Genomic DNA, 25,931 nt, shown 5'->3' with positions numbered 1-25,931 from the left:
ATACGTTAAAAGTCGAATATGGAACTGGAACTTCAACAACTTACTACTGAGGTGCGCCGGATAGCAACCGAAGCGGGGAATTTTCTGAGAAAAGAACGGCAGAGCTTTAGCCGGGAAAGCGTAGTAGAGAAGCATGCGCATGATTATGTATCATATGTCGATAAGGAATCTGAGAGGCTGTTAGTGGGGCAACTGTCTGCTCTGTTGTCCGAGGCCGGGTTTATTGCCGAGGAAGGTTCTGGTGTTTATAAAGATGAGGCATATTGCTGGGTAATTGATCCGCTGGACGGAACAACTAATTATATTCATGACAATGCTCCATATTGTGTCAGTATTGCCCTCCGGAGTCGTACGGAGCTACTTTTAGGTGTAGTATACGAAGTTTGCAGGGATGAGTGTTTTTATGCCTGGAAGGGTGGAAAGGCTTGGATGAACGGAGAAGAGTTGCATGTCTCGAAAGTGGGGAACATTGAAGAGGCGTTTGTAATAACCGAACTTCCCTATAATCATCAACAGTATAAACGGACGGCAGAATATCTGCTGAAGCAATTGTATGGGGTGGTAGGGGGCATTCGGATGAATGGTTCGGCCGCATCGGCTCTTTGTTATGTGGCTGCCGGACGTTTTGATGCCTGGGCAGAAGCATTTATCGGGAAATGGGATTATTCGGCTGCGGCGTTGATTGTATTGGAAGCAGGTGGAAAAGTAACTGACTTTTATGGAAGTGAACATTTCATAGAAGGGCATCATATAATTGCTACTAACGGTCCTTTGCATCCTGTCTTTCAGCAATTGCTGAAAGAGGTTCCTCCGTTGGATATGTAGTTTCGGACATTGATCAAATAGAAAAACACATCATGAATACCTGGTTCCATTCTTTCTGGTCTCTTTTGTTTCCGCGTTGTTGCGTAGTCTGTGGTTCGCCATTGTCAAGAGGGGAGGAGTGTTTGTGTACCTGTTGTAATATGAATTTACCCCGTACCGGATTTCATTTGCGGAAAGATAATCCGGTAGAGTGTCTTTTCTGGGGACGTATTCCTGGCCTAAAAAGAGCTTCTTCTTTTCTTTTTTATCGTAAGGGTAGTGATTTCAGACGCATCCTGCATCTGCTGAAATATGGCGGATATAAAGAATTGGGAGAGGTGATGGGACGCTATATGGCAGCAGAACTATCTTCGGGAGAATTTTTTGATGGCGTGGATATGATAATTCCTGTACCTTTGCACAGAAAGAAACAGAAACTTAGAGGATACAATCAAAGTGAATGGATTGCCCGTGGGATAGCTTCTGTAACGGGTATTCCATTATGTGCAGAGTGTATGATACGTGAAAAAAATACGGAAACTCAGACCCGTAAGTCTACTTTTGAACGTTGGGAGAATGTAGAAGGAATCTTCAGGCTATGTGATACTGTTCATTTTGAGGGGAAGCATGTTTTGCTTGTTGATGACGTGTTAACTACCGGAGCCACGACTGTGGCTTGTGCATCTGCGTTCGCAAGGGTGAGCGGAATACGTATCAGTGTGTTGACGCTGGCAGTAGCTGAGTAAATGGAGTGATGAGTTAATAGAGGGTACATTAAAGCACCCTCATATTCATTTAGAAAGTTTCAATTATCAGGTCGGATGCCAACATTCCTTTGATCGCTTCTCCAAAAGTCTGGAAATGGGGTGATGCTGCATGTACATCCATAGCATGCTGGTCTTTGTACTCTTCGTAAAAGATGAAAGCTACAGGTTGAGAGGGGTTTTGATACAGGTTATAGCTAATGTTGCCTTCTTCTGCCCTTGTACCTTTAATCAAAGCATCGGCTGCCTGTAAAAATGCTTGTTCTTTGCCGGGGAGCACTTCTACGCGTGCCACGATTGTTTTCTTTTCCATATGATATTTTATAATTAAGATGATTCTTGTTCCGCAAATTTACGTATAAATGGCGATACATTATTTTTCATTTGAGATAAATTTGTAGTAATCATCTGTTTCTTTACTCCTGGGGAATCCATACTTTGTAACTATGACTCTCTTTTCTGTTGGCTACAGCATAATATGGGATGGCTTTTGCCGGAATTTTACTCTGGCATTTGATGATATTGACTCCATGAAGCAGATCGTTGTCGTGAGAAAGCTCCAGTGGCGTTTGTGGCTGAAGTGTCAGTGTAGGCAATTCCGGATTATCCGCATCCTCAAAGCAGTAAATAACGGGGCCTGATGCCAGCGCAACTTGTCCACGTAAGTCTTTGACTGCTTCGTTCGCAGTGATCAGGCGAGGTTGCATCGGTAATTCAAGTTCGATGTGATCGCCTTTTTTCCATTCCCGGCTGATTTCCGCATATCCATCGACAATTCTCAGGAGAATATCCTTTTGGTTGACTTTCAATTTAACGGGGGCTTTCAGGTTCGACTGGTAAAGCCCATATGGGTTTTCTGTACCTTGTGCCCATCCGGGAATACGCACTTTTATAGAAAAGGTACCGGCTTTATCGGGATTGACTTGAATGGAAACGGCACCGTGCCACGGATAAGAGGTTAACTGTTTCAGGCGGACACTGTTATTTTTATCGATCGGTATGCGTACTTCACTTCCTATGAATAAGTTGACATAGATATTATCTCCCTGATATGCATAGATGTAACTGGGCATGGCGGACATGATTTTCAGAAACATCGGTGGGCAACAGGGGCATACATGCCATTCCCATCTGTCAGGTTTGTCAGTATTCAGGGGATTCTGATAAGTGTATTTATCACCAGACAAAGAAACGCCTGTCAGTACATTGTTATAGAGTACTCTTTCCACTTCGTCCATGTAGCGGGCATTACAGGTCAATTGATTCATGCGTTGATTAAAGAAACCTGCTCCTACGGCTGCACAGGTTTCCAAATAGGCGTCGGTAGGCAGGAAGTAGTCCGGACCGAACTTTTCATCTTCGTGGATGGCACCGACTCCACCTGTGATGAACATCCGTTTGCCTGCCATGTTTTCCCAAAGACGTTTAGCCGTTTCAATGTATTGAGGAGATTGGTTTTCAAGTGCGGCTGCGGCTAAACCGGTTGCCATCAAGGTAGCTCGTACAGCATGTCCTTCGATTGTTTTTTGTTCAAGTACCGGGATGGAATCTTGTGAATATTCCCCCCAACAGGGACGGGAATGGGGACCGAATTCCGTTTGGTGATAGCAAGCGTCTTTAATCCATTTTTCAGATTTTCGATATCCCCATGTTCCCCATAGCGGATAACCGCAGTGATGTCCTCTGTTCTCAATCCAGAAAGTGACCAGGTCGTAGTAATCTGACTCACGGACAGGTATGGAGAGTTTATCTTTCAATTCCGGTTCATTTTTATACAACCAGTAGAGGGTCATTACGGCTTCTTCGGGACCGGAATGCGCAGGAACGACATTTTTACGTGGTTCCGGTCCCATATAATCTGCCATATAGTTGGCAAATCGGGTTGCTATTTCAAGTAAGCGTGTTTTTCCGGTTGCCTGATAATAGTGTACTCCGGCTTCGATCAGCATTCCGGCGTTATATACGTCGTGTTGTCCGCGCAGGAGCCCCCCATTATCTCCCCATCTATGGTCATTTTCCATGAGTTGGGTGTGAGTGTTGATATAGCCGGTAGGTTCTGTTTGCTGAGCGGCATAAATACGGTCGATATATCCGTCGATTCGTTTTTCCATTTCTTTATTGGGATGTCCGGCAAGGAAGTCTGCAATGCCCCGGATACTTTCGTAAACGAGTCCGTCATACCATTCTGGCCCATCGTGTTGTTTGATATCTCTCTGTCCTTCGGCAACACGGTCGAAATTCCGGAAGGCATCTCGTGTATCGTCCCATCCGGGGAAAGGAGTATACTTTCCTTCGAATTTGTCTAATACATCATTAGCTGTTACTTTTCTCCAGGTTTCAAGTTTCGGACTCCAGAAAGCATCTTCTATCCGGACCTGGTCTAACTCCGGTAGGTGGAGTATTTGCCGGGTGTCAGTTGCAGGAGACTGGCACCCCATCTGCATCAGTACTGTGAGTACCGCTGCAACGGATAAATGTGTTGTGGTTTTCATTGTACATTGATTTTATAGATGCATATATGTTTATAAGTATCGCCGGGGTGAAGGTTTGTTGACGGGAAGGCAGGTTGATTCGGACTGTCAGGATAGTGTTGCGTTTCGAGTGCCAAAGAAGCCCGGTAGTTGTATCTTTTACCATGCTTTCCGGTCATTGTGCCGTCGAAAAAGTTACCACCGTAAAATTGTAGTCCGGGTTCAGTAGTCCATACCTCAAGAAAGCGTCCTGATGTTGGTTCATAAACGGTTGCTGCCAGTTCGGGCTTATCGGAGGTCTTGCGGTTCAGTACCCAATTATGATCGTAGCCATGGCCGAAACTTAATTGCTCAAATAAGTCGTTGACACGTTTTCCAATGGCTGTAGGATGGCGAAAATCCATTGGAGTTCCTCCTACTTCCTGAAGAATACCGGTAGGGATTAGGGTATGATCGACAGGAGTAAACTTATCTGCATTGATCATGAGTATGTGATCGTTGATATCTTTGTTGCCTGCTCCGTGTAGATTGAAAAAGGAGTGGTGGGTGAGGTTGATAATCGTTTCTTTGTCTGTGCGAGCTTGGTGAATGATGATAAATTCGTTTTTATCCGTCAGTTGGTAACTCATGGATACTTGTAAATTTCCCGGGTATCCCTCTTCTCCGTCTTTAGACAGATAGGTAAGTTGTAAAGTTTGACTATCCGGCTGTTCAACATCCCATACTACCATGTCGAATCCTTTGAATCCACCATGAAGACTGTTGGGAATATCATTGATTGGCAGTTGGTAGGCTTTTCCGTTCAGAGTGAATTTTCCTTTCCTGATTCGGTTACCATATCGTCCGATAGTGGCTCCCAGAAACCTTTCACCTTTGTAGTGGAGGTATTTGTCCACATGGTCGTGTCCGAGGACAATATCCTCAAAATGACCGTTTTTATCCGGGGCCCAGAACTCAACGACTCGTCCTCCGAAATTGGTAATGGCAATCTCGATTCCGTTTTTGTTTCTCAGAAAGTAGAGATCGGTTTGTTTCCCGTCGATTACTTGCTGAAAGTCGGCTTTTTTCAATTGTGAATGTTGAGCTTGTACTGTGTTTGTGTGTATCATGGCAGTGAGTATTAATAAAATGATGAGTTTAGTTTTCATACGATTCATGTTTTTAGTTTATTATTCGCAAATGGTTAATTGGTCAGTTCTTTTTGTATTTGTTCCAGGGATTTGTTCTTTGTTTCTGGAAGTCTGAGGGCAAAGAAAAAGCTTAAGAACATCATAATGGCAAAGAAACTGAAAATGAAAGTACCTCCTGTACGGATGAAGACAGGAAACATCCAAGAAAGCAGGGCGGACCATACCCAGTGTGTCATGCTACCCAGCACTTGCCCCTTAGACCGGATACTATTGGGGAAAACTTCAGAGATTAAAACCCAAATAACCGCACCCAGTGAAATAGCAAAGAATGCGATAAATCCCATCAGACAGGCAAGCATATAGTAACCTGAGAAAGTATCCTGACAGAATCCTTTAGCTACTAATGCCAAAGAAATAGCCATACCGATAGAACCGATGTAGAGTAGCTTTTTTCGTCCTACCTGATCTATCAGAATCATTCCGATCATGGTAAATGTGAGGTTTGTCAGCCCGATTACTATAGATTGCATCATGGCAGAGTCAGTAAATACACCTGACATCTCAAAAATTCTGGGAGCGTAGTAAAGGATAGCGTTGATTCCAGATAACTGGTTAAAGGTAGCAATAAGGAAAGCATAGAGGATTGGTTTACGGTATTTGCGTTGGAAGAGCTTTTCGCCACAGTTTCCTGTCGCTACCAGAGATTCTCTGATTTCATGTACTTCTTGTTCAATATCCGCATTACTGACTTCTTTTATGATGCGACGGGCTTCGGTTTCCTTGTTTTGCTTTACCAGCCAACGAGGGCTCTCCGGTACGGTGTATAGTAGGAGTGCAAACACAATGGCGGGAATGGCTTCGACTCCCAACATCCATTGCCAGTCGTGTGCAATGCCATGTATCCAATAGTTGGAGAAGTAGGCAAGTACAATACCCAGGACAATATTGAACTGGAAGAATGCGACAAAACGTCCACGCCAGCGTGAAGGAGATATTTCGGCAATGTACATGGGACCGACTACGGATGAGGCTCCTACGGCCAGTCCACCGGCAAAGCGGAAAAATAAAAAGGAATACCAGTCGATGATGGCAGCACTGCCCACGGCAGAAACAAAATAGAGGAAAGCAATTATTTTTAGTGCTTTCAGGCGTCCGTATTTCTCTACGGGTTTACTACAGATGAAAGCTCCGATGATAGTACCGATTAAAGCGATGGCAATGGTAAAACCATGGCTGAAATCGGATAGGCCATATACTGTTTGGATGGATTTTTCGGCTCCGGATATTACTGCGGTATCGAATCCAAAAAGTAATCCTCCCAGGGATGCCACGAAGGCAATGTAAAACATGAAATTCTTTACTGTATTTTTCATAATGCAGATGTTTTATAGACCGAATTCGATCCGGTTAATAACATGATTCTGGTAACATTCGTCTAACTCTACAAAGTATCCACTCCATCCCCATACCCGGACAATCAGGTTCTTGTGTTGTTCGGGGTGTTTACGGGCATGTAGCAGTTTCTCCCGGCTGACTGTATTTAACTGTAGCTGGTGACCACCAAGGACAACATAGGTTTTCACAAGCATACCCAATTTTTCAATGGTTTCGTCGTTGCTGAATACAGACTGGTCGAATTCCAGGGTGAGGGGGCCGCCATTGACAACACGATCCAGGTGCTGCTTGGTAAATGATTTAATAACAGATATCGGTCCTTTTTGCTTGAGAAACAGGCTGGGGGAATAATTTGCCGGGATCATTTCACCATCGTTACGTCCATCGGGAGTAGCACGCAATTGATTGGAATGAAAAATGTAGTACATGGCTGTTCCGGTACCTGCCCGATAAACTCCTCCGCGTTCATTTCGTTTATCGGCTAACGACTGATCGAAAGAGTCGAGTAGAGCTCCGGCTATCAGGTCGGCATAATCATTATCCTGTCCCATTTTGGGAGCTTCTTCTCTTAGCTTTTTCTGTAACTCTTCATAGCCTTGGAAGTTGTTTCTTATAGCAGTAAGCAGAGTGATATAATCTATGTTCTGTTCTTCAAAATAGTATTTTTTCAGAGCAGCAAGGGCGTCGGTGGCAGTTGCAATGCCGGTCCCGTGAATGCCATAGTTATTATAGTAAGATCCTTCTGAAATATCTTTGGCTCTTTCGATGGTGCCATCCATAAGCAAAGACATCATAGGAGAAGGGATAATGTAGAGATTCCGGTGTTTTTCGCAGATTGTATCGACTTCTTTTTGTATTTCCTGTTCAACCAGTGTATAAAAAGATGGATAATCCGGGCAAGTGTTGAGCTTTTCAATGCATCGGTCTACACATCCTATTAAAGAAACAGCGTCTATATTGGGAATATCCATGGCTTTACCGGGGATGATGAACTCCCAGCAGGCAGCCACGACATAGTTGTATGCGTCCTCTTTCGAATATCCTTTGCGGATAAGTCCCGGAATGATGACGTCGTCATTGCTGTATTGTGGAAAGCCCAGCCCTATTTTTGTCAGGCGGGAACCTAAAGTGAATATCTCGTTGGGAGTACCTTGGTCTACACGAATGTTGATTTTGGGATCAATCAGCTTCAATTCGTAACTTGCTTGCAAACACATGCGTGACAGGTCGTTGAACAAGTATTCACCGTTTGCGTTGCGTCCTCCCAATACTAAGCTCTGACCGTTGTCGCCTTGCTGCATACCCGGATACAGGTCACTGTCTTTGTTGCATACCAGGAAAAATTCTTCAAGTAAGTCAAATGCTTCCTCTTTGGTAAGTGTTCCATTTTCCAGGTCTTTTTGATAGAAAGGATACATATATTGGTCGAAACGACCGAGTGTGTTGTGATAGTTACCTGCTTCCCAAATGGAGAAATGGAGAATCCTCAAAAGTTGTAGGGCCTGTCTGAAGTTTTGGGCCCCTTCTGTTTTGACGGTGTGCAAAGTATATGCTGTTTCTGTCTCGTTAATGGATAATGCATATTGCTCGTATTTCTCAATTAAATTTTGTATGGATATGATGCTTTGATACATTGCTTGCAGGAATGTTTTTTCTCTTTCATTTAATGAGGGTGTTTCCTGACGTTTCCGAATCTCTTGTTTCCGTGCTTCCAACCCATGTCGGATTGTGTAAGCATAATTAGGAGAGATGTTACATACCGTACCTTTTTCATGGATATAATGTTTGCTTTTGATTTCATTCCATTCTTCCGGGGTATAGGGATCCGGTAAAAACGATTCTTTCACCCGGAAGTATAACCGGAGTTTCGGCATCCATTGAGGCAGCAAAGCAAGCTGTGGCGCGTTCTACAGGAGATAAACCTTGTAGAGCATAGGACGTACTCAATTTATCAAGTCCTACGCTCTGTAGTGTTCTTCTTTGTGAGTGGTGGTGTTTATCTAAAATATACGTTTTTAGATAGTTAATTCTTTCGTTCATACAATTAGATTTTTGATATTATTTTCTTCGAATACATTATAGATTTGTGGTGTTTTTCCGGTATCGAACGGAGGGTGATACTTTTCTCCGATCATTGCGTATTTGGCACCTGCTGTCCGGTGATATCTGAGGATCTCGACGCGTATCAGGTTTTGGGCATTTTTGATTCTTTCGAAAATGGCTGTCATATTTTCCCGGGTATCGTTGACTCCTGGAATCAGTGGTATCCGAAGGATGAAATCCTGCCCTGAATCGCAAAGTACGGTAAGGTTTTTTAGTATGATCGTATTATCTACACCTGTATATTTTCGATGCATCTCCGGATCTGTGTGTTTGATGTCGAATAGGATCAGATTTGCCAAGGAAATAACTTTGCTGAAAGTATGAGTGTTTGCATATCCGCTTGTTTCAATAGCAGTGTGTATATCCGGAAGTTGTTCGAGCAATTCGGTGATGAAATCCGGTTGGAACAAAGGCTCTCCTCCTGTTAGTGTTATTCCTCCCCGGTTAAGCCTATAGATATCCCGGTTCTTTTCAATTATGGCAATCAGTTCTTCTACAGTTATCTGATATCCACAAATGCTTTTGACTCCTTTCTTAATCATGTATTGTGGTTGTGGTGAGATGCCTTCGGGGTTATGGCACCATGCACAGTGTAAAGGACATCCTTTTAAGAATATCGTTGTTCGGATTCCCGGTCCGTCGTGGATGGCAAACTCCTCTATACTGAATATTGTTCCTGTTTTCATTGTGTTTGGATTAACAATGGCAAATATATACATAATATTTTGAACAGGTACGAACTGGTATGTATGTTGTTGAGCATGTATTCGTGTTAAAATACAGAATATTAATAGCTCTTATTATTCATATGGGTAATGTTTATGGGAGTAGAGGCTATTATCCGGCATTTACAAAAAACGAATGTATCCGACCACTTTTAGAATGTATTTTTCCGAATGGGTGATGAACCGGTCTGTTTACTGACCTTTGCCGTTCTTGAATTCATTGGGTGTCACTCCACAGAAACGCTTAAATGTTTTGCTGAAGTAGCTGGGATTATTGAATCCAAGCTGCCATGAGATTTCGGCGATAGTCAGATTGGTTTTTATAATCTTTACTTTGGCAACATCGATCTTGATTTTATTTATAAATTCGGTGGCACTCAGATTTAACAGTTTCTTCAGCTTATTGTATAGTTGGGTTCGGCTGATGTTCATGTGTGTAGTCAATTGATCGACACTCAATTCCGGTTCTTCGATATGTTCGATGACGAATTGGGTCAACGATTTGATAAACTCTTCGTCTTTGTTGTTAAGTTCTTCGTTGAGTTCGAATATTTTCATATCGTGATAATGTTCGCGGATATTACTTTTAGCTTTGAGTAAATTGGTGATTCTGAGGTTCAGTTCATCAAAAGTGAAAGGCTTTTCAATATAGGCATCTGCTCCTGCCGATAATCCCTGCAGCTCGTTCTCTTTCGAAGGTTGAGAAGTGATAAGAATGACCGGAATGTGAGAATACTCCCGAGAGGTTTTAATATACCTGCTCAATTCATATCCGTCCATATAAGGCATCATGATGTCACTGATAATGATGTCGATAATGTGTGTTTTCAGCAATTCGACTGCTTCCTGCCCGTTATAAGCTGTTTTCACTTTATATAAACGCAGTAATTTACTTTTTAATATGTTGTTGATATCCGGATTATCTTCTACCAGAAGTACAGTCATTTTCTTTTCTGTATTTGCGGCATTCATATCTTCTTTTAACCCGGAGTTATTGAGTAGGTATACAGTGTCTGCTACTACGTCGGGGGAATTGACGATATCCAGCGTTTCATCGGGAACGATCATATCTTTGGAGTCTTCTACCAGAGGCAATCTTACTTTGAAGGTCGTGCCACTATTTTGATGGCTTTCTATCTCAACCGTGCCTGAAAGTAGTTGAACTAATCCATTCACCAAAGCCAGACCGATACCTGTATTAGAATATTTCTGATCAGACGAATCGGTTTTGTGGAAAGGTTGCATGACAGCCTCCCGTTGTTCCGGATGAATATAAGAGCTGCTGTTGTGGCAAGAAAGAATCAGTTGTCCGGCATTCTTATCCACATCAATCCTAAAGTTTATTTCACTCTGAGGATCAGAATGTTTGAAGGCATTGCTGAGCAGATTGCTGATGATTTTTTCAATCTTGTCTCTGTCGAAGACCGTATAGTAGGAATCTGTTGAGGTTGTATATTGAAAGACAACCTGTTTTTGTCTGAAGACAGGGATGAACAATTCGAAGATACTACGTCCGTATGTCATGATGTCTCCTTTCACATATTCTATACGGGCGTGATCGGTTTCTACGGAACGAAACTCCAGAAGCTGATTGATAAGAAACTGAAGGCGTTGGATGTTCCGATTGATTATTTTCATTTCTTCTCCGGTGATTGTGTTGTTCCGGCTGATTGATATATCTTCGAATACGGCCATCAGTATAGACAAAGGAGTCTTAAATTCGTGGGTGATATAAGTGAAGAAATTTAGCTTATGCTTGTTTAGTTCGCGCAGGTTGTTCTTTTCCATGCGTTCGATGCGTATATCCATTTTATCACGCATGCGAATGCGGTAGAAACGGACAATTATAAAGCCGATCAGGAGCCCGATTAAAGAGTAAATGGTGATCATGAAGCCACTCAATAGAAAGTGAGGAAAGATGTTTACAGTGATTTCACGGCGGTCGAATACAACTCCGTTTTTCCCGATAACCCGTACATGGAATTTATAAGTTCCGGGATCGAGGTTGGTATAAGTGACTGATTGTGGGATTTGTTGTGTTGTGTTCCACTCGGTCTCCATACCCTCCAGATAATACTCACAAGAAAGTTGTGACTGACAGTTTTCATTGTAGTTGATTACCAGGAAGTCAAAAGTCAGGGTATTCATACCGTGAGGTAAGCGGATAAGGGACGTACTGTCGATATTGCTTTGCAGGATACCATCCGGTGACGGCTGCACATGCTTATTGAAAACCTTGAAGTCTGAGAAAGTCAGGTGGATATCGTTTGTAGGGTTGTTATGGTTCAGTCCTTCCGGTCGGAAAAAGCATACACCATTGATACTTCCGAAGTAGAGAGTACCGTTTGGATCTTTATAACCCGGACAGGTATTAAACTGATTCGAAATCAGATTGTCGGATACCTTGTAGTGGGCAAAACTCTGACTTTCCGGATTAAATGAGAAAATACCGTTGTCCGTACTCATCCATAGATAGCCGAAACTGTCTTCCTGTATGGAATAGATGTCTCTCTGCCGGAGTTCGTTCTTTTTCCCGAAAACCTGTATACTGTCTGCATTTGCATCATATTTCATCAGTCCTCCATTACTGGTGCCAAACCAGACATCTCCTTTCGAATCGATAAAGCTGCAATAGATGTTATCGCTGGTCATAGTTTTACAACCTGTCGCTCCTTTCTGGTATCGGTGGATGCTATGGGTAGGAATATGATACCGGAAGATGCCGTTGAAGTGTGCAGAAAACCAGATATTATCCTTTTTATCACGTATGATGTCGTCAATGCGTATAAGTCGGAATACATCCGGAAGAAAGGGGGTGAATGAATCTGTCTGAAAATGATAGATATTGACTCCCTGGCTTGTGCCTATGAACATAGTATCGGGGTTGTGAACATAGAGCTTATAGATTGAATTATTGGATAACCCCGTATCTCTTCCTGCCAAATTTTTATATGAGCGGATATATCCCCTTTCCAAATCCACCTTTTGTAGGCCGTCGACAAAATTGCCAATCCATATATTGCCGGAGTAATCTTCGGCTAATGCGTGTACGTTGTCTCCGTTTAGCGATGGATGGGTCGATTTGTTTAGGTACCTGATGTGACCGTCCGGATAAAGAATGGAGATTCCGTGATCTTCGGAAGCAAACCACAACGCTCCCTTTTTATCTTTGATGATGTTACTGATCGCTTTTCCTTTTAGGTATTGTTTCCCATTATCTGCTATCAGGTAGTGGAAGTTGTTTTCAGTCAGGCTGGTATAGTTGATACCTCCAAAGAATGTACCGATCCACATAATATCTCCACGACTTTTATAAATGGTGTAGATTGCATTATCGGTCAGTCCGGACTGGACATCTTTCGCATGCTGGCGGTATTGTACGTAACTGTTGTCCGTGTAGTCGTAGATGAAAAGTCCGTTTTCGGTTCCGATCCATAGATTTCCCCGCATATCTTCCTGAATGCAGCGGATATAGCGCATGTCTTTTCTGTCTTGTGAAGAGAACTCCACTGAAACGAACTGGTTATAATTCTTATTATATCGGTACAACCCGTTTTCGGTAGTTCCCAGCCATAGAGTGCCCTGAGAATCTTTGTAGATGGAAGTGAATTCGACAGGATAGTCGGAAGAGACTTCTGCCGCTGTGATTTTCCGGGTCATTTGTCCGTTGGGGCGGAAACAATAAATCGTATTCGGACCGACAGCCCATACATTTCCGTTAATATCCAGTGTTACTTTTATAATCAATCCTTTGTAGAGCAGTGCCATGCTTTGCTCTACTTTATTATACGTATAGAGTCCGGAATCTGATGCGATGAAGACTGAACGTCCGTCGTAGACCATGTCCAGCACATATAGTGGGGTCTTGGTTTGCGGAACAATAGTGGTGAACTTCTCTTTCATCATATCGTATAAGCACAACCCTTCATTAGTTCCCATCAATAGGGTATCTTTCCCAAGCAGAAGCAGTTTCTCGATGCAGTTTGAAGAAAGTCCGTCATCCGACTTGTAGTATTGTTTAATGTTGTATCCGTCATACCTGTTCAGTCCTTTGAGGGTTGCAATCCAAATATATCCTTTCGAATCCTGCACAATATCGCGTACGGCACTATATGTAAGTCCGTGTTGACTGCCCAGAGAGTGGAACATAAGTTCATTCTGTTGTGCATTTAGTATAACAGAAGAAATAAATAAAATCAGGGTAAAAAAGCTCTTCTTCATTCGTCTCTTAATTACGTACAACACAAAAGTCTGAAATAAAAACGAATCAGAAAGGCACTTATGGTCACAAACTGATATTTATATTCACTATGGTAATGTTTGGTGTAAATATGAATATGAGTATCAGTGAATAATTTATTGTTCTATGGTTCGGGTCTCTTTTCGCCTACTTTTGCTGAAACAACAAAACAGTAAAATACGAATGCAAAAACAACTGAGTATGGAACCACACAAAATGGACTCGTCCTGATCCGGCTTCGGGACTTGACAAAGAAACTAAAAATGTATAAATCCTTTTTAATGACTAAATTACTAATATTATGAATCTAAAAGATCTGAACAACCTTAGAGCAGATACCGAAGGCAGGATAAAAGCCGTCTTCTTAATATGCATGTTTGTGCTGGTGTCTGCAGGTGGATTTGCTCAAAACACAAAGAGCATTTCGGGTACAGTGAGAGAGAAAGGCAGTAATGAAACTGTTATTGGAGCCACTGTACAAGTGAAAGGGACACACAACGGGGTGATTACTAATGAAAACGGAGAGTATACGATTAAAAACGTATCTCCGGGACAAGTACTTGTTTTTTCGATGATCGGCATGAATACGGTTGAGAAAACCGTAGGCAGTCAGAATCGGATAGATGTACTGATGGATTCGGGAGTGCTGATTGATGAAGTGGTGGTGACTGGTTATCAGACTCAGCGTAAAGTAGACTTAACCGGATCTGTATCCAGTTTGAGCTCCGACCAGTTTATGCAAACCAATCCGTTAAGCCTGGAACAAGCCTTGAAAGGCAAAATATCCGGTGTACAGGTAATGAACAATGATGGTGCGCCGGGTGGCGGAATCACGATTAAGATTCGTGGAGCCAGTTCTATTACGGCAGGCAGCTCGCCTTTGTATGTCATCGACGGTTTCCCGCTTCCTATCTCGGACGATCCGCTGGAAAGTCCTTTAGCAACTATCTCTCCCGATGCCATCGAGAGTATCTCTATCTTGAAAGACGTATCGTCTACTGCCATTTATGGGGCGCAGGGTGCCAATGGTGTTGTGCTGATTACTACCAAGAAAGGTGCGGCCGGTATGAGTGAGATTTCCGTAAAAGCTACTTATGGTATCAGTAAACTGGCAAATTCAATCCCGATGCTGGGTGCCGAAGATTACATGCGTGCATATATGCGTGATATGATTATGAGCGGACGCTGGCAGAATGCCGATTTCTACCAGGAGTATAAAGATCAGGTATGGAATACCAATCCTTCCCGTTTCCAGTTCTATCCGGATCTCTGTTTGCAGAATGGTACCAAGCAGAATTATGAAGTGTCTTACAGAGGCGGAACCGAACGGATACAGAACTCTACCATTTTCTCGTTGATGAACGAAGACGGTATCGCAATCAATACCGGGTTTAAGCGATTCTATTTCCAGACGAATAACAGCATCAAACTGCTTCCGCAACTGACTTTGAACACGAATATCTCGTATGAGCACAATATTCGTAGTGGTGCTTTCTGGACAGAAGGAAACATTTTCAATGAAATACAGACTTTCTCTCCGCTTGTTCCCAAAGAGTGGACTTTCCAGGAGATAGATGACAACCTGTACTATACAGGTAAAATGGATAATCCTTATCGGAAGCTGAAAGACATTGATTACAATAATAAAAATAATACTTTCTTCGGTCAGGCGGAATTGGTATACAACATTAATGATAACTGGTTTGTAAAAGGCGGTATTGGCGTTCGTATCCCTAAAGGGGAAGTCAAGGAATTTGTTCCGAAGACCATCCAGCGCGGTTATGATAATAATGGCTTGGCTACGTATGCTACACAAAGCGGATTAAATATGCGTGGAGTGATACAGGCCGGATTCAATAAAGTATTCAACAAGGTACACAGTCTTTCGGTGAATGCCGTGTATGAGGCCAATACCAATAAGTATGAAACCTTTAATCAGGAATATTCCCAGTTCAATACCGATTTGGGGTGGGAAGGTATTTATGATGCAAAAAGTGGTAACCATGTGAAGTCTCCCGGTGTATCTTACGAAAAGATAGCCATGCTCTCGGGAGTGTTTATGGCCAACTATTCTTATAAAGGCCGTTACTTGCTGAAAGCTTCCATGCGTGCTGACGGTTCTTCTAAATTCAGTCCCGATAACCGTTGGGGATTCTTCCCATCCGGTGCGCTGGGTTGGAGAGTTTCAGAAGAAGAATTCTTTAAGAATGTGCCTTGGCTGGAGAAGAACGTAAGCAACCTGAAGCTACGTTTCAGCTATGGCCAGGTGGGTAACGACCAGATTGCTCCTTATGCTTATGCACAGACATTGTCTTCCAGCCAGCGTCAGGCCATCTTTGGCGATGGAGCCATCCCGGCTTTGTATACCAGCCGTATGGCGAACCCGGAGATCAGTTGGGAGGTGACGGAAGAGTTTAACGGTGGTCTCGACCTGGATATGTTCAATAACCGCCTGAATGTGTCATTGGACCTCTATACAAAGACTACCCGTGATATGCTGCTCGAACAGAATCTGCCACGTACTTCTGGTTTCGGGAAGGTGACCCGTAACATTGGTTCGGTGCGTAACCGCGGATTTGAGATCAGTGTAGGCGGTGTGCTTATTGATAAAAAGGACTTTACCTGGAATGCTACGGTGAACTTTAGCTCCAATCAGTCCAAGGTGCTTAGCTTAGGTACTGAAACACAGATGCTCGAAGGACGCCCCGTAGGTTCAGCTTCCGGTTCGGAGAATGTTCTGATTAAAAAAGGATATCCTCTCGGACTCTTCTATGGCTTGCAGATGGAAGGCATCCGCAGCAACTGGCATTCGGATTATAACGGTATAGGCAGTGCCGATTCTCCTTGGTGGTATGCTACCGAGAGAGAGATGCCTTACGGTTTCCCATCCTTTGCCGATACCAATGGAGACGGAAAAGTGGATATGAGTGACCGTGTTGTGATCGGAGACGTGAATCCGGTGTTTATCGGTGGTTTGAACACTCGTCTGCGCTGGAAGTTCATCGAACTGGCTATGGACTTCAGTTGGTCATACGGAAATGATATTATCAATGGTAATGTATACAACCTGATGAACAACGGGGATATCCGCAATAAATCGGCTGTGTATTATAAAGATGCCTGGTTTGCGAACAATCCTACCGGTACTTTTACAGGTCCCGGTGCCATTGACTGGTCAGGATATATGTGGGCTGCTTCCAACTCGGAGATGGTGGAAGACGGTTCGTTCCTGAAGATGAACAACCTGGCTGTTACCTTCCGTTTACCGAAGAACGTATTGAAGGCTTGGAAGATTAAAGACCTGGCTCTGACGTATACGATTAACAACGTTTTCTGTCTTACGAACTATTCGGGATATGACCCCGAGGTACGTAGCGGTAGCTCTGTGAACAACCGTATTCTTCCGGGAGTCGACATTTCGGCCTATCCATACGCCCGCTCTCATATATTCTCACTTAATTTCAAATATTAACAGGTACTGCCATGAAGAAAATATTATTAGCCCTTTTAACCTCTTGCGCCTTAGTGTCGTGTGAGGGGTATTTCGACCAGTTACCGAAAACAGAACTTCCGTCTGAGACTTTCTATACCTCATATGACGCTGCTTTGCGTAATGTTGCTATACTCTATGCCAATGCCGGGCATGTGAACGATGGAATTATGACCAGTGACCGGTTTATGATGCCTTCGCTGATGAATGAAGGTCCGTTCGACCTGACATCTACCTCGGGTAGTGTGCTGAACTTATGGTCAAAGCATTATTCATATATCGCGCAGGCGAACCTGATACTTGAAAGACTGGAAGCTAACAAAGGAGTGATTGACGAGAACGCCGGACATTCTGCATTGGACAAGGCCACCATCACCGGATCGGCAACCGAGATGCTGATGGGCGAGGTGCGTTTCCTCCGGGCTTATGCTTACTTTACTTTGTACCGCTATTACGGTGGTGTGCCCCTGGTCACAGAGCCTACCGGACCGAAACCGGCTTATGTGCCACGGGCAACCCGGCAGGAGATGTTCAAGTTTCTTTATGACGAGATGGCTTATGCACTGGATAAGTGTCTGGATAACCGTTCGGGCATTGCTTACGGCCGTGTGACGAAGGGAGCCGTGGCAGGTATGCTGGCAAAGATGAAGATATTCCATGCTTCTTATATCCGCCGTGCGGAAATGTATGGGGATAAGATCAATGAAACGACGGCTGGCGATGTGGATAAAACGACGTTATATGCCGATGCCGTGAAGTTGTGTGACGATATTATTGCCGGTATATACGGAACTTATGAGCTGGAAGAGTACTTCCCCGCTGTATTTACCAAACGCAACAACGAGATTATGTTCAGCGTGCTGGCAGAAGAAGGGGTGGGCACCGGAAACAAGATACCGATGGGCTTTGCCGGTGAAGGCAAGTACGGTGCTACCGGCGGAAGAAACCTGACCTCGTGGCTGACGCTGCTATATGACATACCGATGTGGGAACATAACTACAGTTTCAAGGACGTGTGTATGGATTACGGACAGGTGGACCGCTTCAATGCCGAGAGTCCGAAACCGGGAACAACTCCTTATGATTTGCAGAATCTTTATGACCGTACCGGGAAATACTCCATAACGGGAGATGTTACCCGTCGCATGTGGAGTTCGGTGAAAGGCTGGGTGACCGGTCCTAACAGTGGCGGTGCTCCGGTCGGCTTGTGGGTATTCGAACCTGCCGGACGCGAACTGGGCCCTGAGTTCTACATCGAACCGGGTAAAGTAAACGATTATACCGAAGAGCAGCTTAAAGTCATGGATGTGGCTCTTGAGAGTCACGAACGGGCTTGGTGGAAGAACGAGACGAACGGGCAGAACAAGCCCAACCTCTGGAACTGTAACTGGTGGCAGTTGGGTAAGTTCCGTAACCTGAATCCGAGTGAGCTGAGCTCTACTTTTGATATCAATTACGGTGGTGTGGACTATCCTGTTTTACGTCTGGCTGAGGTTTACTTACTGAAAGCAGAAGCCCAGATTATGCAGGGTCATGCTTCGGAAGGAGTGAAAACGATGAACATCATCCGTGACCGTGCTTGCCATCAGGGTTCCATCAAAGATATGTTTGTCTCTCAGGGAGATGCTCCTTATACTTACCAGCCGGGTTCGGTTATGATGATTCCTACGAATATCAGTCCGGCCAATGCATTGAAGGAGCTGATGTATGAACGCCTGCGCGAACTGGCAGCCGAGGATGATTGCGGGTGGCTCGATGTAGCCCGTTTCCCGGATGTGTCGATGGTCGACTTGGCAGATATCTGCCGTTATCGTGATCCTCTGCAGTTCTTTGATCCGTTTGGTGATCCGGCGCGTGGAGAGTACCTCTGGCATCTTTTCAACGAAGAGAAGGTATACCGGGTGCTGATGCCGATACCGTTTACCGAGTTATCGTTCTTCCCAGAGATGAAACAGAATCCGGGATATTTCTAATACTAAATACGAATGGATATGAAAACAAATAAACTGATTATAGGGCTGCTTGCTGTGGCAGCCACTTCGCTGGTTTCCTGCGAGAAATTTGGTGCAGACGTAGAGACACCGTCTGTCAGCATCTCCGTATCACCCCAGAATCCGAAAGTAGGCGAAGAGGTGACGGTGACCATCAATACCGATGCCCAGTACCTGACGCTTTTTACAGGTGATGAAGGCAAGAAGTTCGAACGTTCGCGCGTTAAAGCCATTATGGAGCACGATTGGGACAGCTTCTATGAAGAGTGTTACCGGGTTTCTTATGCCAAAAATGGGGAAAAGACCCTGTTTTATAAATACTTTAAAGACTATCAGTCCATCGAAGAGGTGAAGAAGGATTTTGAGTTCTTCGGTGCCATTGACAATATCCAGTTGGTCCCCTACAAGAAAGGGGACTTTCCGGAGGCTTTGATGGAGATGAGCTACATAGGGACCAATCAGCTGAAGTTTACGGTGACCGACCGGCGTATCCCTTCGGGCATACGGATGAAACCGGATATCCACATCTTTGGCGGACTGGCCAACCAGCCGGGTAATACGATTATCGAAAGCCGCTTTGTGGCGTGTGATGCCGACCGTGCGATTCGTAAGTATTCTAATGATGCGTGGGTGGCTGCTTACTTCGGCCTGCACACCGAGCAGTTGGAGGACTTTGGCGGATATAGTGCCGGATACAAGTACTATACGATGCAGGATGAGCGTTCGTACGGCGCATTCCAAACCAACGATCCGCTTTCACGTCGTCCTACCGAAGGATTTTATAAACTGGGTGATATGTACAATCGGGATACGTACCTGCAACCCTTCCTGGATCATGGTGAAAAGATCATTCTCCGCCAGGTGGACATGTACGTCAACGGCCGTTCCACCTTTGCGGCAGCGGACGATTCGCCTTATAAGTACGATCTGGATGGGGATGGAGTATTGGAATCGTATGAATGTGAACTCGATCCTGCTACCGGACTTCCGGTTCATGAAGCCGACTATACGAAGTATAAGGGTTTCCAGGGCGATGTCTATCTCTCTTTCATAGAGATGGGGACCGACGAGTACGAACCTTGGAACACGGGCGTTTCGCTGGGTTCTGTATACACTACCGGAGGAATTCAGAAAACTTATAAGTACATTTACACCGGAGCCGGCGATTTTACCATTACGGCCGTTGCCACCAATGTGGGTGACAAAGACTATAAGGGGATCGATTATAGTGAAGAGCGGAGTAATTCGCTGGATGACTACAGTCATAAGAGAGCACTTAGCAGTGTTAAAATTTCAGTGCAGCCGTGATGCTTCTCTGCCGAATGTAAAACAGTGGTTGAGTATCTGCATGGCAGCGTTTATCCATCAGGGCCCCGGACGAAGTACCGCCGTATACCCGGACGAAGTACTGCCGTATACTCGGACGAAGTACCGTCGTATACTCGGACGAAGTACTGCCGTATACTCGGACGAAGTACCTGCGGGTAAAAAGTGCCACACAGCCCTCCTGTGACGGATGAGGCACAGCAATGCTCAACTACTGTAGATTACTTTATTAATTAAAGAATGGTGCCTATGAAACTTAAGTATTATATTTCATCCTTACTCTTTCTCTGTCTGAATATTTCTTCTCTCCGGGGTATAACTCCCCAAATGAAAATCAGTCCGGACGAAAGGGGAGTAAGCTCGCTTGTCTTTCAGGGGGCGGACAATGTCCGCAACTATATAGACCACGGGAAGTATCTGGGCGATTTGAATCTGGCTTACGAAGTCGGGGGGAAAAGCTATGCAGTCTCTCTGGCCGATATTTCCCCACAGATTCTATCCGCCACCTCCGATAAGATACAGATAGTCTGGCAGCTTCCTTCGGATGTGCGCCTCTATCAGACTTTCACCATCAAGGGTGAAGAGGTGGACTGGGAGATTGAGTTTTTCAACCGCAGTCGCCATCCGGCGACGGTGACGGACCTGTGGTTCTCTTTGCCTGTCGGTGCTTTGGACGAATCGATCCAGGCACATCAGAATCTGAACCGGCACTTCTCTCTGAACGGGAATGCTTCTTTTTTCTACTGGACTCCGCTGACAGGGCAGGGTGACATCCTGCTGATGACCATGCAGAAGGGAACCTCGATTGAATATGCCACAGCGGACGGCAAATATTATCTGCATTCCACCCATGCTGTGGACCGTACCGATGATACCTGGAGATTGCCGTCTACCTCAAAGACTGTACAGCCTTACGGACACTACGTTGCCGGTTTCAACTTCACGCTTGCCGGAAATCACGAGGAGATACAGACGAAAATTTATGATAAGCAAGGAGTGGTTGTAAAGGTTGCCCCCGGCATGGTCGTTACTCCGGAGATGGAGGTCTGTTGCGCTTTGCGGTCCAAGCTGCCCGTTACCGGATTGACAGCGGAATATCCTGCGGAGATGCAGATCACCAGCCTTGGACAGAAGGCAGGAGATACATATCTGTATAAGTTTCGTTTCTCCCGTTTGGGAGAGAACCTGATAACGGTACGTTACGGAGAAGATCGGGTCTGTTTCCTCGACTTCTTTGTGACGGAACCCCTGGAGACCCTGATTAAAAAGCGGGCACGTTTCATTGTCGGACGGCAGCAGCATCGCGACCCTTCCAAGTGGTACAATGGGCTTTATAGCCTTTGGGATATGGAGAAAGCCGAGTTGCTTTCGCCCGACCACCTGGGAGACTTGCGGGAAGAGTTCATGGTGGGTGGTTCGGACGACCCGTCCAACAGCAAGCCGGTCTATGTGAGTGAAAAGAATGTCATCTATCCCGACCGGGAAGAAATCGCCTCTCTGGAATACTACGAAGAAAACTTCGTATGGGGCAAGCTGCAACGCACAGACCGGGAATATCCTTATCCGTACGGCATTTACGGCAGCGAAAACTGGTATCAGAACCGTAGCGGGAAATATGGTGGATACGAAGATGGCGGTTCGGGCAAGGGACGCATGTGGCGGACCTTCGACTATACCACTCACTTTGCCATTTATTATAACCTTTACCGGATAGCGGAGGATAATCCCGAGATGGTTTCCTACCTTGATGCCGATGGTTATCTGGAACGCGCCTACCGGACGGCAATGGCCTATTTTGAAGTGCCCTATAACATTTTGATGGGCAAGCAATGGACATTTCATGGCTGGACGGACTGGGCTTATAAACAAGGCAACTTTCACGAGCGCTATCTGCTCGACATCATCCGTGCCCTTGAGCAGAAAGGGAGAGAGAAGGATGCGGCCAAGCTGCGTCGTGAATGGGAGAAAAAAGTGACTTATATGGTTTACGAAGATCCCTGGCCCTTTGGCTCCGAGATGTTTGTCGACCGTACAGCCTTTGAGTCTTCCTATTACGTGGCAGAGTATGCGAAGTTGAATCCTATCGAGCCGGAAGAGCAGTTCTGGTACGACAAGAACCTCAAGAAGTGGTATTCGTATACTTCGTTCGATACTGCGATGATCGACCGTTTCATGCAGAACCAGCTGGATGGGAACCTTGCGCTGCGCGGATTGTTTGAGCCGGGATATGCCAATCTGGGCACAGCGTGGAGCGGACAATACGTAAACCTCGACTATATGACCCAAATGGGAGGTGTGGCATTGCTCGATTATGCCTATCGGTTCTCCGACCGGCCGGACAGATACATCAATTACGGATATAACTCTTTACTGGCTTCATGGGCACTGATGAACACCGGTACGAAGGAGACCGGCTTTGGCTATTGGTATAAGGGAGAGCGGAACGATGGTGCTGTCGGCTGGGCCTTCTCACCCTACCAGAACTCACGCACTTACATGAACTATATCAAAGTGGGGCGTTCTCCCTGGCGGTTTGATGGTGAAATAGACCACGGGCTTACCGGAGGCATCCACGGTTCGGGAGTCTATCTGGTGGATGATCCCGACTTCGGGCTGATCGGCTACGGAGCGAATGTCCGGACGGATAAGAACGGAACCGTGAGTATCACTCCCCTTGACGGAGTACGCCGACAGATACGTATCATGACTCCTGTCCGTTTCTCCATCGAATTGATGCAGGACGGATTCCGGAAAGATCATCCCGTCACCCTCAAAGGGGCAGCCGAAGAACTGAGCTTCTTCATCGAAAACCGTTCCGGCAAACGTCACAACACAACCATCCGGACCGAAGGAATGCCGGAAGGTAAATATACTGTCATGACCGATCACAAAATGATAACGACATTCCACATTGAGGCGGGTAATACACATCATCCTTATTATATAGAGGTGCCCGTTACGGACAAACATACCCAAGTGAAACTTTTAAAAACAAATTAGAATGAAACATGTACTAACAGGGCTATTTCTGTTTCTCCTTACGACAGCCTGTTCGGAAGAGGGACAGCAGACAATAACACCCGTTCCCTTTAATCAGGTGACTTTGACCGATGGGTTCTGGAAAGAAAGGATGCAGACGGAAATCAACGTAACGGTACCTTTCTCCGTTGAGCAGAGCGCACCGGCGGTAGAGCGTTTCCGGCGTTGCGCCGCCTTTCTGGCAGGAGACTCCACAGCCCTTCCCGAGACTCACCGCTTTATAAGCTCCGATCTTTATAAAGTGATGGAAGGAGTGGCTTATTCACTGATGATTCGTCCGGACAAGGAGCTGGAAGAGTTTATGGATGAAGTGACCGATCTGATTGCTGCTTCACAGAAAGAGGACGGATATTTATATATTTCGCATATTTGTGGTAATCCCGATCCCCGAGAGATGGGAGAGAAGCCCTATTCGTGGGTCGTTCATAGCCATGAGCTTTATAATGTGGGGCATCTGTACGAAGCAGCGGTAGCCTATTATCAGGCTACGGGTAAGGATAAACTGCTGAATGTCGCCATAAAGAGTGCCAAGCATGTGAATAAGGTGTTCTTTGAAGGAGGTGATCCCAATTATAACGGCGGCAAACCGGTCAATCAGGCTCCGGGGCACGAAGAGATCGAGCTGGCACTCTGCAAGCTATACCGGGTGACAAATGATACACTGTACCTCAACATGGCAAAGAAGTTCCTTGAGATCAGAGGAGTCACTTACCGTCCGGAAGGTGAGGGAGTAATGGCGCCGACTTACGCACAGCAGCATGCGCCGGTGAAAGAGCAGACCGAAGCTGTTGGGCATGCCGTTCGTGCGGCATATCTATACACAGCCATGGCACAGGTCGATGCCCTGACCGGACTGAATGACTATACCCGTGCGCTCAATTCTATTTGGACGAATCTGGTCACTACCCGTATGCATATCACCGGCGGCCTTGGAGCCATAGAGGGGATGGAAGGCTTCGGGGCTCCTTATGAACTCCCCAATCTGACAGCCTATAATGAAACCTGCGCGGCGGTAGCCAACGTGTTCTTCAATTATGGTATGTACCTGGACAGCGGAGACGCTAAATTCCTCGATATAGCCGAGCTTTCACTCTTTAACAACTCGTTGGCGGGCATCAACCTGCATGGCGACCGTTTTTTCTATGTCAATCCTCTTGAGGCAGACGGAGTGAGACGCTTTAATCATGGGAATGGCGGACGTGCCAAGTGGTTCGGGTGTGCCTGCTGTCCTCCCAATATTTCACGTCTGATCCTGCAAGTGCCGGGCTATATGTACGCCTATAGCAAAGACAGGGTTTACCTGACCTTGTATGGCGGCAGCCAAACGGAAATTCCCCTGGAAGAAACCCGTGTGAAACTGGAGCAGTCCTCTGCCTATCCGTTCGATGGAAAAGTGCGCGTGACGGTGCAGCCCGAAAAGGCAAGTAAATTCTCGGTTTGCATGCGTATCCCTACGTGGGCACGCTCCGGAGAATTTGTTCCGGGGGGACTTTACCCCTATAAACAACCGGGGCACACGGAAATTGAACTGAGCGTTAATGGACAGAAAACCGATTTCAGGATGGAGAAAGGATTTGCCGTTGTCAAGCGTAACTGGGAGCCGGGTGACGTGGTCGAACTCAACATCCCCATGCCGGTGCGTTTTGTAGATTGCATCCCCGAAGTCAGTGAGAATATAGGTAAGACCGCCGTAACCCGCGGCCCATTAGTCTACTGTGCCGAAGAAGTGGATAATGCCGGCCCCGTCCAACGCCTCTATCTGGGCGATGTTGACGAATCACAGGCAAAGGTGGCCAATATATCCTCCGGTGTGCTGCAAGGATTGGAGAGTATCACCCTGCCGGGTATGGAGAAAAAAGTGGAAGGCATCACCACCCGTGAGATCACGATGGTTCCTTACTACGCCTGGTGCAACCGGGGAGACAACCGTACGATGCTGGTTTGGTTGAACGATGAGGCCTCCACCGCCAGCATCGGCCAGCAAGCCATGGCTTATCTCCGTAATATCAAAGCGGTGAACGTATCCTCCCTGGCTGCCGGAAAGAATATTTCCACACGTGCGCTTTGCGACGGAAAAGTATCCGATTCTTCCGCAGACAAGCTGACTGAAAGGTGGATGTCCGACGGCTCGGGCAGACAATGGGTGCAGGTAGACTTCAAAGAACCCTTTCTGCTGAATTCCCTTTCCATGTATTGGCTGGACGATCAGGAAAAAATAGCCGTTCCGTCCGGTTGGTCGGTAGAGTATAAGTCGGATGCCGGATGGAATCCCCTTGAACTTTATGTGACGGACTCATATCAGGTGGGTACCGATCGGTTCAACGTAGTACATCCTTCAGGCAGTGTTGAAGTGGAATCCGTTCGTATTCTTATAGAACCTCAGAAAGGAAAATCAATAGGTGTTTCAGAGATAAGGTTTGAGTAGGTTCTTTTTTTTCAGCAGGAAAGAGGGT

Annotated in this window: 14 protein-coding genes and 1 pseudogene; 8 read left to right on the top strand and 7 right to left on the bottom strand. The window is 45.5% G+C overall.

From position 1 onward, the window contains the following. Positions 1 to 18 precede the first annotated feature (18 nt). Together DBK98_RS02875 and DBK98_RS02870 are read left to right on the top strand one after the other, a co-directional pair. Positions 19 to 825 (top strand): inositol monophosphatase family protein, encoded by an 807-nt coding sequence (locus DBK98_RS02875; RefSeq protein WP_005811660.1) that lies wholly within the window; start codon positions 19 to 21, stop codon positions 823 to 825. Positions 826 to 857: 32 nt separating this feature from the next. Further along, positions 858 to 1,550: a ComF family protein gene (locus DBK98_RS02870; protein ID WP_005811659.1), complete on the top strand. Its 693-nt coding sequence runs from the start codon at positions 858 to 860 to the stop codon at positions 1,548 to 1,550. Positions 1,551 to 1,599: 49 nt separating this feature from the next. Here the strand turns inward: DBK98_RS02870 and DBK98_RS02865 are convergent, their stop codons facing one another. The 7 genes and pseudogenes from DBK98_RS02865 to DBK98_RS02835 form a co-directional block, all read right to left on the bottom strand. Continuing rightward, positions 1,600 to 1,881, bottom strand: coding sequence for a putative quinol monooxygenase (locus tag DBK98_RS02865; protein ID WP_005781928.1), 282 nt, complete (start codon positions 1,879 to 1,881; stop codon positions 1,600 to 1,602). A 103-nt stretch (positions 1,882 to 1,984) separates the two neighbouring features. Continuing rightward, positions 1,985 to 4,060, bottom strand: a complete 2,076-nt coding sequence (locus tag DBK98_RS02860) for a glycoside hydrolase family 127 protein (protein WP_032536950.1) — start codon at positions 4,058 to 4,060, stop codon at positions 1,985 to 1,987. Next, positions 4,057 to 5,187 (bottom strand): aldose epimerase family protein, encoded by a 1,131-nt coding sequence (locus tag DBK98_RS02855; protein ID WP_005811653.1) that lies wholly within the window; start codon positions 5,185 to 5,187, stop codon positions 4,057 to 4,059. Before DBK98_RS02855 ends, DBK98_RS02860 begins: the two co-directional genes overlap by 4 nt. 35 nt (positions 5,188 to 5,222) lie before the next feature. Further along, on the bottom strand, positions 5,223 to 6,542 hold the full coding sequence (locus DBK98_RS02850) for a sugar porter family MFS transporter (RefSeq protein WP_005811651.1): 1,320 nt from the start codon (positions 6,540 to 6,542) through the stop codon (positions 5,223 to 5,225). Positions 6,543 to 6,554: 12 nt separating this feature from the next. Next, positions 6,555 to 8,604 (bottom strand): annotated as a pseudogene (locus DBK98_RS02845) (pyruvate formate lyase family protein). Then, positions 8,601 to 9,386 carry a glycyl-radical enzyme activating protein gene (locus DBK98_RS02840; protein ID WP_032530302.1) on the bottom strand — a complete coding sequence of 262 codons (786 nt, stop codon included), beginning with the start codon at positions 9,384 to 9,386 and terminating at the stop codon, positions 8,601 to 8,603. Before DBK98_RS02840 ends, DBK98_RS02845 begins: the two are co-directional and overlap by 4 nt. Before the next feature lie 198 nt (positions 9,387 to 9,584). Beyond that, positions 9,585 to 13,613 carry a two-component regulator propeller domain-containing protein gene (locus DBK98_RS02835; RefSeq protein WP_005811645.1) on the bottom strand — a complete coding sequence of 1,343 codons (4,029 nt, stop codon included), beginning with the start codon at positions 13,611 to 13,613 and terminating at the stop codon, positions 9,585 to 9,587. 320 nt (positions 13,614 to 13,933) lie between these two features. Here DBK98_RS02835 and DBK98_RS02830 point away from each other — a divergent pair, with 320 nt between their 5' ends. From DBK98_RS02830 to DBK98_RS02805, 6 genes are all read left to right on the top strand, one after another. Beyond that, on the top strand, positions 13,934 to 17,104 hold the full coding sequence (locus tag DBK98_RS02830; RefSeq protein ID WP_005811643.1) for a TonB-dependent receptor: 3,171 nt from the start codon (positions 13,934 to 13,936) through the stop codon (positions 17,102 to 17,104). Between the two features lie 11 nt (positions 17,105 to 17,115). After that, a complete protein-coding gene (locus DBK98_RS02825; protein ID WP_005811641.1) occupies positions 17,116 to 19,095 on the top strand; it encodes a RagB/SusD family nutrient uptake outer membrane protein in 1,980 nt (659 codons plus the stop codon). An 18-nt stretch (positions 19,096 to 19,113) separates the two neighbouring features. Continuing rightward, entirely contained in the window at positions 19,114 to 20,421 is a 1,308-nt protein-coding gene (locus DBK98_RS02820; RefSeq protein ID WP_005811639.1) for a hypothetical protein, read from the top strand. Further along, the gene (locus DBK98_RS02815) at positions 20,396 to 20,626 is read left to right on the top strand and encodes a hypothetical protein (protein WP_128900021.1); all 231 of its coding nucleotides are present in this window, start codon (positions 20,396 to 20,398) and stop codon (positions 20,624 to 20,626) included. Before DBK98_RS02820 ends, DBK98_RS02815 begins: the two co-directional genes overlap by 26 nt. Before the next feature lie 62 nt (positions 20,627 to 20,688). Next, on the top strand, positions 20,689 to 23,439 hold the full coding sequence (locus DBK98_RS02810) for a DUF5695 domain-containing protein (protein ID WP_032536954.1): 2,751 nt from the start codon (positions 20,689 to 20,691) through the stop codon (positions 23,437 to 23,439). Position 23,440: 1 nt separating this feature from the next. Further along, positions 23,441 to 25,903 (top strand): beta-L-arabinofuranosidase domain-containing protein, encoded by a 2,463-nt coding sequence (locus tag DBK98_RS02805; protein WP_032536955.1) that lies wholly within the window; start codon positions 23,441 to 23,443, stop codon positions 25,901 to 25,903. The last annotated feature ends 28 nt before the right edge of the window (positions 25,904 to 25,931 follow it).

It is taken from the genome of Bacteroides sp. PHL 2737, assembly GCF_004115325.2.
Lineage (GTDB): Bacteria > Bacteroidota > Bacteroidia > Bacteroidales > Bacteroidaceae > Bacteroides > Bacteroides hominis.
This window is presented reverse-complemented; position numbering and strand designations above follow the sequence as displayed.

Coding starts and splice junctions, on each gene's coding strand:
- DBK98_RS02875 (WP_005811660.1), top strand. CDS start 19: ATGGAACTGGAACTTCAACAACTTACTACTGAGGTGCGCCGGATAGCA.
- DBK98_RS02870 (WP_005811659.1), top strand. CDS start 858: ATGAATACCTGGTTCCATTCTTTCTGGTCTCTTTTGTTTCCGCGTTGT.
- DBK98_RS02865 (WP_005781928.1), bottom strand. CDS start 1,881: ATGGAAAAGAAAACAATCGTGGCACGCGTAGAAGTGCTCCCCGGCAAA.
- DBK98_RS02860 (WP_032536950.1), bottom strand. CDS start 4,060: ATGAAAACCACAACACATTTATCCGTTGCAGCGGTACTCACAGTACTG.
- DBK98_RS02855 (WP_005811653.1), bottom strand. CDS start 5,187: ATGAAAACTAAACTCATCATTTTATTAATACTCACTGCCATGATACAC.
- DBK98_RS02850 (WP_005811651.1), bottom strand. CDS start 6,542: ATGAAAAATACAGTAAAGAATTTCATGTTTTACATTGCCTTCGTGGCA.
- DBK98_RS02840 (WP_032530302.1), bottom strand. CDS start 9,386: ATGTATATATTTGCCATTGTTAATCCAAACACAATGAAAACAGGAACA.
- DBK98_RS02835 (WP_005811645.1), bottom strand. CDS start 13,613: ATGAAGAAGAGCTTTTTTACCCTGATTTTATTTATTTCTTCTGTTATA.
- DBK98_RS02830 (WP_005811643.1), top strand. CDS start 13,934: ATGAATCTAAAAGATCTGAACAACCTTAGAGCAGATACCGAAGGCAGG.
- DBK98_RS02825 (WP_005811641.1), top strand. CDS start 17,116: ATGAAGAAAATATTATTAGCCCTTTTAACCTCTTGCGCCTTAGTGTCG.
- DBK98_RS02820 (WP_005811639.1), top strand. CDS start 19,114: ATGAAAACAAATAAACTGATTATAGGGCTGCTTGCTGTGGCAGCCACT.
- DBK98_RS02810 (WP_032536954.1), top strand. CDS start 20,689: ATGAAACTTAAGTATTATATTTCATCCTTACTCTTTCTCTGTCTGAAT.
- DBK98_RS02805 (WP_032536955.1), top strand. CDS start 23,441: ATGAAACATGTACTAACAGGGCTATTTCTGTTTCTCCTTACGACAGCC.